Annotated in this window: 12 protein-coding genes; 6 read left to right on the top strand and 6 right to left on the bottom strand. The window is 59.8% G+C overall.

Translation table 11 applies throughout. From position 1 onward, the window contains the following. Window positions 1–32: 32 nt before the first annotated feature. From sufT to sufB, 6 genes are all read right to left on the bottom strand, one after another. Window positions 33–578, bottom strand: a complete 546-nt coding sequence (gene sufT, locus ACMG4M_RS13125; protein ID WP_272962712.1) for a putative Fe-S cluster assembly protein SufT — start codon at window positions 576–578, stop codon at window positions 33–35. A gap of 1 nt (window position 579) precedes the next feature. Further along, complete coding sequence (locus tag ACMG4M_RS13120; protein ID WP_035249106.1) at window positions 580–939, bottom strand: HesB/IscA family protein; 360 nt, start codon at window positions 937–939, stop codon at window positions 580–582. Between the two features lie 140 nt (window positions 940–1079). Next, a complete protein-coding gene (locus tag ACMG4M_RS13115) occupies window positions 1080–2294 on the bottom strand; it encodes an aminotransferase class V-fold PLP-dependent enzyme (protein ID WP_272962711.1) in 1215 nt (404 codons plus the stop codon). Beyond that, on the bottom strand, window positions 2294–3520 hold the full coding sequence (sufD, locus tag ACMG4M_RS13110) for a Fe-S cluster assembly protein SufD (RefSeq protein ID WP_272962710.1): 1227 nt from the start codon (window positions 3518–3520) through the stop codon (window positions 2294–2296). Before sufD ends, ACMG4M_RS13115 begins: the two co-directional genes overlap by 1 nt. Next, complete coding sequence (sufC, locus tag ACMG4M_RS13105; protein ID WP_272962709.1) at window positions 3517–4272, bottom strand: Fe-S cluster assembly ATPase SufC; 756 nt, start codon at window positions 4270–4272, stop codon at window positions 3517–3519. The genes sufD and sufC overlap by 4 nt, the downstream gene beginning before the upstream one ends. 140 nt (window positions 4273–4412) lie before the next feature. After that, window positions 4413–5852, bottom strand: a complete 1440-nt coding sequence (gene sufB / locus ACMG4M_RS13100; RefSeq protein WP_035249097.1) for a Fe-S cluster assembly protein SufB — start codon at window positions 5850–5852, stop codon at window positions 4413–4415. Window positions 5853–6161: 309 nt separating this feature from the next. Between sufB and ndk the strand changes: the two genes are divergently transcribed. The 6 genes from ndk to hisS all read left to right on the top strand — a co-directional run bounded on the left by ndk (window position 6162) and on the right by hisS (window position 12020). Further along, window positions 6162–6593 carry a nucleoside-diphosphate kinase gene (gene ndk, locus ACMG4M_RS13095; RefSeq protein ID WP_035249095.1) on the top strand — a complete coding sequence of 144 codons (432 nt, stop codon included), beginning with the start codon at window positions 6162–6164 and terminating at the stop codon, window positions 6591–6593. Window positions 6594–6676: 83 nt separating this feature from the next. Then, window positions 6677–7822, top strand: coding sequence for a 23S rRNA (adenine(2503)-C(2))-methyltransferase RlmN (gene rlmN, locus ACMG4M_RS13090; protein WP_035249094.1), 1146 nt, complete (start codon window positions 6677–6679; stop codon window positions 7820–7822). A 26-nt stretch (window positions 7823–7848) separates the two neighbouring features. Continuing rightward, entirely contained in the window at window positions 7849–8601 is a 753-nt protein-coding gene (gene pilW, locus ACMG4M_RS13085) for a type IV pilus biogenesis/stability protein PilW (RefSeq protein WP_272980116.1), read from the top strand. Further along, window positions 8598–9503 (top strand): helix-turn-helix domain-containing protein, encoded by a 906-nt coding sequence (locus ACMG4M_RS13080; RefSeq protein WP_414430167.1) that lies wholly within the window; start codon window positions 8598–8600, stop codon window positions 9501–9503. The genes pilW and ACMG4M_RS13080 overlap by 4 nt, the downstream gene beginning before the upstream one ends. Window positions 9504–9523: 20 nt before the next feature. After that, window positions 9524–10642, top strand: coding sequence for a flavodoxin-dependent (E)-4-hydroxy-3-methylbut-2-enyl-diphosphate synthase (gene ispG, locus ACMG4M_RS13075; RefSeq protein WP_035249088.1), 1119 nt, complete (start codon window positions 9524–9526; stop codon window positions 10640–10642). Between the two features lie 139 nt (window positions 10643–10781). Then, entirely contained in the window at window positions 10782–12020 is a 1239-nt protein-coding gene (hisS, locus tag ACMG4M_RS13070; RefSeq protein WP_414431138.1) for a histidine--tRNA ligase, read from the top strand. Window positions 12021–12114 lie beyond the last annotated feature (94 nt).

Raw genomic sequence — 12114 nt, 5'->3', positions numbered from 1 at the left:
CCTTGTAGCTTGAAGCTTGTAGCTTGCAGCTTCTAAAACATTCCCAACTCGAGTTGAGCCTCTTCACTCATCATATCGCGGCTCCAGGGCGGATCGAACACCAGGGCCACTTCCACCTTGTCCACGTTGGGCACCTTGCCGAGCCGGTCTTCCACATCGCCCACCAGTACCGGGCCCATGCCGCAGTTGGGGGCGGTGAGGGTCATGCGGACCTGCACCACGTTTTCGCCATCGCGCTGGATCACATCGCAGCCGTAGACCAGGCCCAGTTCCTTGATGCTCACCGGAATCTCCGGGTCGAAGATGGTCTGTAGGGTGCTGTCCAGGTCGTCCTGGCGCACGCTGCCGTCCTCGTTGGCGGGCGCGAAGTCCAGCTTCAGCGGTTGCTGGCCGATGGCGTCTGCGTCGGTGCCGTCGATGCGTGCCATGTTGCCATTGATGGTCACCGTGTAGGTGCCGCCCAGGGCCTGGCTCAGATTGACGAAGCTGTTCTTGGGGATGGTAATGCGGGTGCCGTCCGGCACCTTGCGGGCCGGTACATCACGCTGGACGACAACCGTTCTCTGTTCTTGCGCCAACTCAGACCTCGTCTACGGTAAAGCTCTCGCCGCAGCCGCACTCACCGGTGGCGTTGGGATTGCGGAACTTGAACAGGCTGTTGACGCCCTCGGTGACGTAGTCGATGACCAGGCCATTAAGCATGGGCAGCCACTTTTCCGGCACGTACAGGTTGACGCCGTCGATCTCGAACAGCTTGTCGCCGTCTTTGGGTTCTTCCACAAAATCGAGGGTGTACATGAACCCGGAACAGCCGGATTCGTCCAGATCCAGACGGATGCCGCTGGCACTGGCTCGCTGGATTTCCCGCAGGGCCTGTTGGTTGGCAGCCTCGGTCAGGTTAAGGGTGACCTGGCCGGGTTGGAATGTCTGAACTGTCATGAAATTACCTACCTTGCATTAGCGCATGGTTGATATTGCCGCAGGAGCGTCGCTTGAGACGCGAATCGTACTTGGCGCAGCCTGTCGCGAGCAGGGTTCGCGTCTCAAGCGACGCTCCTACGGTGAGGTGTGTGCCGGGCTCAGAGAAAGGTCTTCACCTTCTCCAGCGCCTCGAACAGGCGATCCACCTCATCAAGGGTATTATAAATGGAGAACGAGGCCCTGACAGTGCCCGGAATGCCCAGAGTGTCCATCAGCGGCATGGTGCAGTGATGGCCGGTGCGAACCGCCACGCCCTGTTTATCCAGCAGCATGCCCACATCCGCCGGGTGAGCGCCTTCCAGCAGGAAGGACAGCACACTGACCTTATTGGCGGCGGTGCCGATGATTTTCAAGCCATCGAAAGCCTCTGCCTGTTTGGTGGCATGGACCAAGAGAGAATCTTCATGGGCCTGTAGTGCTTCGCGGTCCTGCTGATTGAACCAGTCGATAGCAGCGGCCAGGCCGATAGCCCCGGCAATATTGGGGGTGCCGGCTTCGAATTTGTAGGGCAGCTGGTTCCAGGTGCTCTTTTCGAAGCTCACCGTTTCGATCATCTCGCCGCCGGTCTGGTAGGGCGGCATGGCCTCCAGCAGCTCGCGACGGCCGTAAAGCACGCCGATGCCGGTGGGGCCAAACAACTTGTGGGCGGAGAAGGCGTAGAAATCCACGTCCAGGGCCTGCACATCCACCGGGAAGTGGGCCACCGCCTGGGCGCCGTCGACTACGGTAATGGCGCCTGCCTCACGGGCCTTGGCGACCATTTCCTGCACCGGGTTCAGGGTGCCCAGGGCATTGCTGGCATGGCCGATGGCGAAGATTTTGGTGCGCTCGGTGAGCAGCTGGTCGAAGGCGTCCTGATCCAGGCTGCAATCCTCGCGCAGCGGGATCACCTTCAGCGTCGCGCCGGTGGCCAGGCAGGCCTGTTGCCAGGGCACGATATTGGCGTGGTGCTCGCTGGTACTGATCAGCACCTCGTCGCCGGGCTGCAGGCGCTCACGGCCGATGCACTGGGCGACGATGTTGATGGACTCGGTGGTGCCCTTGGTCCACAGGATTTCTTCGCGGCTGGCGTTCAGGAAGCGGGCCACGGTCTCACGGGCGCCCTCGAACTGGCCGGTAGCCAGGTCGCTGAGATGATGGGCGCCGCGGTGCACATTGGAGTTCACTGTGCGGTAGTAGTGCTCCAGCACGTTCAGCACCGCTTCCGGTTTTTGGGTGGTGGCACCGTTATCCAGGTACACCAGCGGCTTGCCGTTGACCTGTTGATCCAGGATCGGGAACTGCGCGCGAAGGGCTGCCACATCAAACGTCATTACGCGGCGTCTCCTGCCGGGCTGGCATGGGTCAGTTCCGCTTCCAGCCAGGGCTGGGCCCACTCGGTCACTGCCGCGTCGGGCAGGGCCATCAGCAATTCGTTAACGAAGCCCAGGCTCAGCATGCGCTTGGCTTCGGCAGCGGGAATGCCGCGCGATTGCAGGTAGAACTGCTGACCGGCATCCAGCTGGCCGACGGTGGTGCCGTGGGCACACTTCACATCGTCGTTATAGATTTCCAGCTCGGGCTTGGTGTTGATCTCGGCGCCGGGGTTGAGCAGCAGGTTCTTGTTGGACAGCTCCGCATTGGTGCCGCTGGCGAAGGGGTGAATGTGGATGCGGCCATTGAAGACCGCCTTGCCGCTTTCACCGGCCAGACCCCTGAAGTTCTGATCGGACTGACAGTTGGGCACCGCGTGCTCCACGCACAGCTGGTTGTCCACGTGGCTCTTGTCGCGCACCACGAAGATGCCTTTCATGTTCAGCTCGGCACCGCTCTTGTTCACCAGGGCGCGCACGTCGTTGCGGCGCAGGCGGTTGCCGGTCATCAGTTGGTAGCTGTCTACCTTGCTGACGCCCTGCTGATCGATGATCAGGGTGCCGATGTGCAAGGTATTGGCCTGCTCGCCCTGCAACCGGTAATGGGTCAGGGTGGCGTTGTCGGCGGTGATCAGGGCGGTGACCGCATTGGTCAGCGCCTGGCCTTCGGCGTGATAGTGCTCGATGACGGTGGCTTCGGCGCCGGCATTGAGCTTGACGATGACACGCGGGTTGCAGTGGGCCGGCGCTTCGCTGGCGCTCTGGATTTGCAGGTGAATCGGTTGTTCGATGCGGGTATTGGCGGCCACTTCCAGCACCACCGGTTGCCCGCACACCGCGCCGTTATAGGCGGCAAAGGGGGTCTGTAGACCGTTTACCGCGGGCGCGTCGTGATGCAGATTGACGCCGGCGGGCAGGGAACTGCCCTGCAGTTGGCCATTGTTGATGGTGACCACGAACTCGCTCAGGGCCGGCAGGGGCTGGCTGATCTCGCCATCGGCAACCGCGTTCAGGTGGCCGTCGGCCAGGGCCTGCAACGAGGTGTACTTCCAGCGTTCGGTCTTGCGTTCCGGGAAGCTGGCAGCCTCCAGGTCGGTCAGCGCATCGCCGTCACTGCCGTGGCGGCGGGCGTTGGCCAGGGCCTGGCTTTTCAGGTCAATGGCGAGGTCGCTTGCAGAGAGTGTCATGCGGACTCCTCTTCTCCTGTGAGCCAGCCGTAGCCTTTCTTCTCCAGCTCCAGGGCCAGTTCCTTGCCACCGGATTTGATGATCTGGCCGTTGGACAGTACGTGCACAAAGTCCGGCACGATGTAGTCCAGCAGGCGCTGATAGTGGGTCACCAGCACGATGCCGCGCTCCGGGCTGCGCAGGGAATTGACGCCCTTGGCCACGGTTTGCAGGGCATCGATGTCGAGCCCGGAATCGGTTTCGTCGAGCAGCGCCAGTTTCGGCTCCATCAGCAGCATCTGCATGATTTCGTTGCGCTTTTTCTCGCCGCCGGAAAAGCCTTCGTTGACCCCGCGCTTGAGGAAGCTGGCGTCCAGGTTAACCTGTTTGCAGGCGGCACGGGCCTGGCGGAGCAGGGTAACCGAGTCCCACTCTTCCTTGCCTTGAGCCTTGCGAACCGATTCCAGCGCGGCCTTGAGAAATTCCATGTTGGAGACGCCGGGGATTTCCACCGGATACTGGAAGGCCAGGAACAGGCCCGCCTGGGCGCGCTCTTCGGGCTCCAGCTCTGCCAGGCTCTTGCCCTCAAACAGGGCTTCGCCGCCAGTGATGGCGTAGTTGTCACGACCGGCAAGCACGTTGGCCAGGGTAGATTTGCCGGAGCCGTTGGGGCCCATGATGGCGTGTACCTCGCCCGGTTTAATGGTCAGGTTCAGGCCCTTGAGAATCGGCTTGTCCGCCACGGTGGCGTGCAGATCACGAATTTCCAGCATGTTTTGATGCGCCTTTCGGTTGGGCTGGCTTCCAGCCCGGTTAATCAGGGTGTTGTAGGAGCTATGCTTGCATGGCGAAGGGGTCGCGATGGTTCGCCATGCAAGCATGGCTCCTACAGTGTCGTCTTCAGGGTATGGCCTTAGCCCACGGCCCCTTCCAGGCTCACTTCCAGCAACTTGCCCGCTTCCACGGCAAACTCCATGGGCAGTTCCTTGAACACCTCTTTACAGAAGCCGTTCACGATCATGGAGACCGCTTTTTCCGGGTCGATACCGCGCTGGCGGCACAGGAACATCTGGTCGTCACTCACCTTGGAGGTGGTGGCCTCGTGTTCGATGGTGGCCGAGGGGTTCTTCGACTCGATGTACGGGAAGGTGTGCGCGCCGCAGGTATCGCCCAGCAGCAGGGAGTCGCACTGGGTGAAGTTGCGGGCGTTTTCTGCCCTAGGGCTGATCCGTACCAGGCCGCGGTAGCTGTTGCTGCTGCGGCCGGCGGAGATGCCCTTGGAAATAATGGTGCTCTTGGTGTTCTTGCCCAGGTGGATCATCTTGGTGCCGGTGTCCGCCTGCTGCATGTGGCGGGTCAGGGCCACGGAGTAGAACTCACCGATGCTGTTGTCACCACGCAGGATCACGGACGGATACTTCCAGGTGATGGCGGAGCCGGTTTCCACCTGGGTCCAGCTGATCTTGCTGTTGTCGTGGGCAACGCCGCGCTTGGTGACGAAGTTGTAGATGCCACCTTTGCCGTTTTCGTCGCCCGGGTACCAGTTCTGCACCGTGGAGTACTTGATCTCGGCGCCGGGCAGGGCGACCAGCTCAACCACGGCCGCGTGCAGCTGGTTCTCGTCCCGCTGGGGTGCGGTGCAGCCTTCCAGGTAGCTCACATGGCTGCCTTCATCGGCGATGATCAGGGTGCGCTCGAACTGGCCGGTGTTGGCTTCGTTGATGCGGAAGTAGGTGGACAGCTCCATGGGGCAGCGCACGCCCTTGGGGATATAGACGAAGGAGCCATCAGAGAACACGGCACTGTTGAGGGCGGCATAGAAGTTGTCGCCCTTGGGTACCACGCTCCCCAGATATTTCTTGATCAGCTCCGGGTGATTCTGGATCGCCTCGGAAATGGAGCAGAAGATCACCCCGGCTTCCCACAGCTTCTCTTTAAAGGTGGTAAACACGGAGGAGGAGTCGAACACCACATCCACGGCGACGCCGGCCAGCATCTCCTGCTCATGCAGGGGAATGCCCAGTTTTTCATAGGTGGCGAGCAGCTCCGGGTCCACCTCATCCAGACTCTTCGGGGCGTCATCCAGGCTCTTGGGCTTGGAATAGTAGGACACCTTGTTGAAGTCGATAGGGTCGTGGTGCAGGTGGGCCCAGCCCGGGGAGGGCATTTCCTGCCATTTGCGGTAGCTGTCCAGGCGCCATTCGAGCATCCATTCCGGCTCTTCTTTCTTGGCGGACAGGAATCGGATGACTTCCTCGCTCAGCCCGGGGGGCAGGGTTTCGGTGTCCACCGTGGTGGAGAAACCGGCCTCGTAGTTGGAGCGAATCAGTTTGTCCAGTTCAGCTTGGCTCATAGGTCAGGGCCTGATGTTGAATACCAGAGTAATTTAGTCAGGTATTATACGCCATTCGTGAGCGCTGTCGACCATCGACCATATAGAGGCGGGCTTTCGACCGGCTCCCGGTGGCGGCAGGGCGGCAGGCCCGTGGCGGGGCGGCAACGGTATCATAATTCACCCTGCTTGCGTATAATCCGCCGGTTCCAAAGGGGTGGCTGTGGTTCTTGCGTTCGCAAGGTTGCCGGATTGCCCCTTCTCTGCCTGGAGGAGCTTGTTTTGGGTTCCCGGGGACCATTTAACGTAAATTCTGGAGTGAACTGACTGATGGCTGTTGAGCGCACCCTCTCTATCATCAAGCCTGATGCCGTGGCCAAGAACGTAATTGGCGACATCGTATCCCGTTTCGAGAAGGCCGACCTGAAAGTGGTTGCCATGAAAATGGTACACCTGAGCGACGAGCAGGCTGGTGGCTTCTACGCTGAGCACAAGGAGCGCCCCTTCTTCAAGGATCTGGTGTCCTTCATGACCAGCGGTCCGGTAATCGTACAGGTTCTGGAAGGCGAAGACGCCGTAGCCAAGAACCGTGACCTGATGGGTGCTACCAACCCGAAGGATGCGGAAGCTGGAACCATCCGTGCCGATTTCGCTCAGACCATTGACGAAAATGCGGCGCACGGCTCTGACTCTGCCGAGTCTGCTGCCCGTGAAGTGGCTTATTTCTTCGCTGACGAAGAACTCTGCCCGCGCACCCGCTAAAACAGCCGGTGCACTGTCTGCCACGGCGCCTGCCGTGGCAGACTTGTATACAGACTGACTAAACAGTCTGACTGGAGAATGCTATGACAACCCAACAGAAGGTCAATCTGCTCGGTCTTTCCCGTCCGCAAATGGAAGAATTCTTCCTGGAAATGGGCGAGAAGAAGTTCCGTGCCCAGCAGGTACTCAAATGGATCCACCACCATCAGGCGGATTCCTTCGAGCAAATGACCGATGTGGGCAAGGCATTGCGCCAGAAACTCTCCGAGGTGGCGGAAATCCGTGGCCCGGATGTAGCTCATGAAAGCATCAGCCGTGACGGCACCCGCAAATGGGTGTTCGAACTGAGCGGCGGTGGTTCTGTGGAAACCGTTTTTATCCCTGATGGTCGCCGCGGCACTCTGTGCGTGTCGTCCCAGGTCGGCTGTGCCGTGGATTGCAGTTTCTGCTCCACCGGCAAGCAGGGTTTCCAGCGCGACATGACCAGCGCCGAGATCATCGGCCAGGTGTGGCAGGCCAGCCGCGCTTTTGGTCCCCGTCGCAATCTTGGCGAACACCCCATCACCAATGTGGTGATGATGGGCATGGGCGAACCCATGCTCAATTATGACAATGTGCTTACCGCCATGCGCATCATGAAAGATGACCTGGGTTACGGTATCGGCAAGAAGCGCATCACCCTCTCTACCTCCGGCCATATCCCGAGGATGGACCAGCTCAGCCAGGATCTGGATGTGTCGCTGGCCGTCAGCCTGCACGCACCCAATGACGAGCTGCGTAACGAACTAGTGCCGCTGAACCGCAAGTACCCGCTGAAAGAACTGATGGCGGCCTGCAAGCGCTACAGCGACAACATCACCCATCGTCATAAAACCATTACCATGGAATACGTGATGCTGCGTGATGTGAACGACAAACCGGAGCATGCCCGTCAGCTGGTCAAGCTGCTTAACGGCATTCCGGTGAAGGTCAATCTGATCCCGTTCAATCCTTTTCCCCATGCCGGTTATGAACGGTCACGGAAAAGCGATATTCTGGAGTTTCATAAGTACCTGAATGACAATGGATTGCTGACTACCGTAAGGACAACGCGCGGTGACGATATTGATGCCGCCTGTGGTCAGCTGGTGGGGCAGGTGCAAGATCGGACCCGGCGCAGTGAGCGCTGGAAGCAATCCATTTTTCACCGCTCCGAACAAACCGATAACAACACAGCGCAAGCGCAATGAGACGTTTTTTTCGGGTTTTTCCAGGCTTGCTGATCGCAAGTCTGTTGGCTACCGGGTGTGTGACGGTGGATTCGGGGCAACGGGAAGTCAAAGTGGACGATGCGGTAACCAGCCGTGTTGCCGCGGGCCTACAGTATATGCAGCAGGGCAATCCTTCCGAGGCGCGCCGGCATTTCTCCCGGGCTCTTGCCCACAACGATGATAGCGCGGTGGCGCACAACGCCATGGCTCTGCTCTACAAATACGAAAATGACCCCGAACGGGAAGAGTTTCATTACAAGAAAGCGTTACGGGCAGATCGCAACTTTGCTCCGGCGCTGAATAATTACGGCACCATGCTTTACAGTCGTGGTGCTTACCAGGACGCACTGGAAAAATTCGAGCGCGCTGCCAATGATCCTTCCTACCAGGGTCGAGGCAGCGCCTGGGCCAACATGGGCAGGTGTTATCGCCAGCTGGGCAATGATGACGCCGCGGAAAAGGCCTTTGTCAAAGCGATTCGCCTCGACCCCAGGGCCGTAACACCGAACCTGGAACTGGCCGAACTGTACCAGCGGCAAGATCGCATGCGACTTGCCTGGGATTACTACCAGCAGTATCTACAGCGCAGTGGTCGGCAGAGTGCCCGATCCCTGTGGCTCGGCATCCGTCTGGCAAGTAGGTTGGGTCACGAAGATCAGCAGTCCAGCTATGAGCTGGCACTGGAAAACATGCATCGCCGCTCCGGAGAATACCGTGAGTGGCAGAATTGGAAAGCCTCTCAGGAGAGCGGGAAATGAGCGATAACATGGTCGTGCTACCGGGTGAACGTTGTCGCAAAGCCCGTGAGGCACTGGGCTGGACCCCTGCCGAAGCGGCGAAGAAGATGCATCTCTCCCAGAGCTACCTGGTAGCCCTGGAAGCGGATGACTACGAGCGTTTGCCTGAGGCAACCTTCGTCAAGGGTTACCTGAAGAATTACGCCAGGTTACTCGGCTTGCCAGCGGATGAAATTGCCAACACCTTCCAGCAGATAGTTAACGATGATGCTTTCGATAAGCCGCTGGATCTGCCGAAAATGGCGCCGCCGCCGTCCGTGTGGCGCAAGCCGTTGCTGGCGGTAGTGGCCCTGCTGGTTGTGGTGGCGCTGCTGATCTGGCTGTGGCCTGAAGAAGAAGCGCTGGCGCCGTTGTCTACCTCCGGAATGAATGCGCCTGAAGAACGTGTTTCTCTGCAGGCTGATGAAGAGGTCGGCGGCGAAACTGGCCCTTTTCCCGGTGAGCCGGAATCGGCGCCAGAGCAGGGCGCCGGTGACGAGCTTTCCCCCCAGTCCCTTGACGATACTGCCAACGACGCCCAGCCTGAAGACACCGGGGCGGCGGCAGACGGTAACAGTGCCGAGAGTCTAAATAGTGTAGAGAGCAGCGACGAGCCTGCCCCGAGCATGTTGGCCGAAAACGGCCTCGACCGCCTGCTGATGGCGTTTTCCGGCAATTGCTGGATCAGCGTCAAGGACGCCACTGGCCGCACCTTGCGCCAGGGTGAACAGCAGGGCGGCGCCTCGTTGCAACTGGATGGCAAAGCGCCGTTCAGCCTGACTCTGGGCGATGCCGGGGCCGTTGATGAACTGATCCTCAATGGCGATGTTGTCACCTTGCCGACGAATTCCCCCGGTACAGTTGTGCGAGTCTCCATTCCCTGATTCGCGAGGGTAGAAACACCATGGAACCGGAAGTCAAAATCCAGCGCCGAAAGACCCGGCAGATTTTTGTCGGCAACGTCCCCGTGGGCGGCGATGCCCCCATCTCCGTGCAAAGCATGACCAACACCGAAACCTGCGATGTGGACGCCACCGTTGGCCAGATCCGCCGCCTGCAGGATGCCGGTGTGGATATCGTGCGCGTCTCGGTGCCCAGCATGGACGCCGCCGACGCCTTCGGAAAGATTCGTCAGCAGGTGGATGTGCCGCTGGTGGCGGATATCCACTATGACTACAAGATTGCCCTGGCTGTGGCAGAGCGTGGCGTGGATTGCCTGCGTATCAACCCGGGCAATATCGGCCGCGAAGATCGCATCAAGGCAGTGATCCAGTGCGCCAAGGACAAGGGTATCCCGATTCGTATTGGCGTGAACGCCGGCTCCCTGGAAAAGGAGCTGCAGCGTAAATACGGTGAGCCCACATCTGATGCGCTGGTGGAATCCGCCATGCGTCATGCGGACATTCTCGACCGCTATGATTTTCAGGACTTCAAGGTCAGTGTGAAGGCCTCCAATGTCTTCATGACCCTGCAGGCCTACCGTAAATTGTCTGCCCAGCTGGAACAGCCGTTGCACCTGGGTGTGACTGAAGCGGGTACCTTCCGCTCCGGCACGGTGAAATCCGCTGTGGCGCTGGGCGCGCTGCTGATGGAAGGCATTGGCGATACCATCCGCATTTCCCTGGCTGCCGATCCGGTGGAGGAAGTGCGCGTGGGCTTCGATATTCTGAAAAGCCTGAACCTGCGCAAGAAAGGCGTGAACATCATCGCCTGCCCGAGTTGCTCCCGGCAGAACTTCGATGTGATCAAGACCGTCAACGAGCTGGAAGCGCGCCTGGAAGATATCAACGAGTCCGTGGACCTGGCGGTGATTGGCTGCCTGGTCAACGGTCCCGGCGAAGCCCGTGAAGTAGACGTGGGCCTGACCGGGGGCACACCGAACAATCTTGCGTATCGAGACGGTGAAAAGAGTCATCACATCACCGCGGACAATCTGGTCGATGAACTGGAACGCATGGTACGGGCCAAGGTGCAGAAACAGCGTGACGATGAAGCCAAAGGCATTATCGCGCGTAGTGAATAGAAGGCGCCGGACGCCTGATGCCGGACGCGAGATGCCACAACGGCGCCGGCGTCAGGCGTCAGGCGTCTCGCGTTCGGCGTTTTTTTAAGGACATTCTGTGAGCAAGGCAGTAAATAAAAACATCACCTCCATCCGCGGGATGAACGACATCCTGCCGGAACAGACGGGTCTCTGGCAGTGGCTGGAAGACAAGGTGCGCGCTGTGCTGGCCAGCTACGGCTACCAGGAAATCCGTATGCCCGTGGTGGAACAGACCGACCTGTTCAAGCGCAGCATCGGCGAAGTCACTGATATCGTCGAAAAAGAGATGTACACCTTCGATGATCGTAACGGCGACAGCCTGACCCTGCGTCCGGAGGGTACCGCCAGCTGCGTACGTGCCTGTGAGCAGCACGGCATGCTGTATAACCAGACCCAGCGGCTCTGGTACACCGGCCCCATGTTCCGTCATGAGCGTCCCCAGGCTGGCCGGTATCGTCAGTTTCACCAGATTGGCGTGGAAGTGTTCGGCATCACCGGTCCGGACATCGATGCGGAAGTGATTCTGCTCACCGCCCGTCTCTGGAAAGCCCTGGGCCTGGCCGACAAGGTCACCCTGGAGCTCAATTCCCTGGGTGACAGTGACGACCGGGCCCGTTATCGCGACGCCCTGCTGGATTACCTGAAGACCCATTTCGAACAGCTGGACGAGGATTCGCAGAAACGCCTCGAGCGCAGCCCCCTGCGGGTGCTGGACAGCAAAGACCCGGGTACCCGCGAAGTGCTCAAGGATGCGCCGCAGCTGGCGGATTACCTCAATGAAGACGCCCGCGAGCATTTTGATGGCCTGAAAGCCTTGCTCGATGCCAACGGCATTGCTTATAAAGTGAACCCCTACCTGGTGCGGGGCCTGGACTACTACGGCAAGACCGTGTTCGAGTGGACCACCGACGCCCTCGGCGCCCAGGGCACCGTCTGTGCCGGCGGTCGCTATGATGGCCTGGTGGAGCAGCTGGGTGGCAAACCGACTCCCGGTGTGGGCTTTGCCATGGGCGTGGAACGACTGATTCTGCTGATCGAGCAGGAAAAGCCGGAACTGTCGGCCGCCGTGGACGTCTATGTAATGGCCATGGGTGATGCACTGCCCCCCGCCATGGCGCTGGCCGAGCAACTGCGCGATGCCATGCCAGGTCGTGGCATTCAGCTCCATTGCGGCGGCGGAAGTTTTAAAAGCCAGATGAAAAAGGCAGACCGCAGCGGTGCGGCCGTCGCCCTGATCATGGGCGAAGATGAACTGGCCAGTGGGGTCGTCACGGTGAAGCCGTTGCGAGGCCAAGGTGAGCAGCAGCAGGTTGCACAGGGCGATGTCACCAACGCACTGATATCGTTTCTGGAATAAATAGGCAGCTTGTAGTTTGCTACCCCCGGCGTTGATTTGTGCACCGGAAAAAACGAAATACCCAAGCGTCAGGAAGAACACTTCCCGGCAATAA

This window comes from Alcanivorax sp. IL3, assembly GCF_047495465.1.
GTDB lineage: Bacteria > Pseudomonadota > Gammaproteobacteria > Pseudomonadales > Alcanivoracaceae > Alcanivorax > Alcanivorax jadensis.
The sequence above is the reverse complement of the archived record's forward strand: the minus strand, read 5'-3'. Positions and strand labels throughout refer to the sequence as shown.

Bases quoted from the DNA above. Each gene is read 5' to 3' on its own strand.
- sufD (WP_272962710.1), bottom strand. From the start codon at position 3,520: ATGACACTCTCTGCAAGCGACCTCGCCATTGACCTGAAAAGCCAGGCC.
- ACMG4M_RS13120 (WP_035249106.1), bottom strand. From the start codon at position 939: ATGACAGTTCAGACATTCCAACCCGGCCAGGTCACCCTTAACCTGACC.
- ndk (WP_035249095.1), top strand. From the start codon at position 6,162: ATGGCTGTTGAGCGCACCCTCTCTATCATCAAGCCTGATGCCGTGGCC.
- ispG (WP_035249088.1), top strand. From the start codon at position 9,524: ATGGAACCGGAAGTCAAAATCCAGCGCCGAAAGACCCGGCAGATTTTT.
- ACMG4M_RS13080 (WP_414430167.1), top strand. From the start codon at position 8,598: ATGAGCGATAACATGGTCGTGCTACCGGGTGAACGTTGTCGCAAAGCC.
- hisS (WP_414431138.1), top strand. From the start codon at position 10,782: ATGAACGACATCCTGCCGGAACAGACGGGTCTCTGGCAGTGGCTGGAA.
- ACMG4M_RS13115 (WP_272962711.1), bottom strand. From the start codon at position 2,294: ATGACGTTTGATGTGGCAGCCCTTCGCGCGCAGTTCCCGATCCTGGAT.
- rlmN (WP_035249094.1), top strand. From the start codon at position 6,677: ATGACAACCCAACAGAAGGTCAATCTGCTCGGTCTTTCCCGTCCGCAA.
- sufB (WP_035249097.1), bottom strand. From the start codon at position 5,852: ATGAGCCAAGCTGAACTGGACAAACTGATTCGCTCCAACTACGAGGCC.
- sufC (WP_272962709.1), bottom strand. From the start codon at position 4,272: ATGCTGGAAATTCGTGATCTGCACGCCACCGTGGCGGACAAGCCGATT.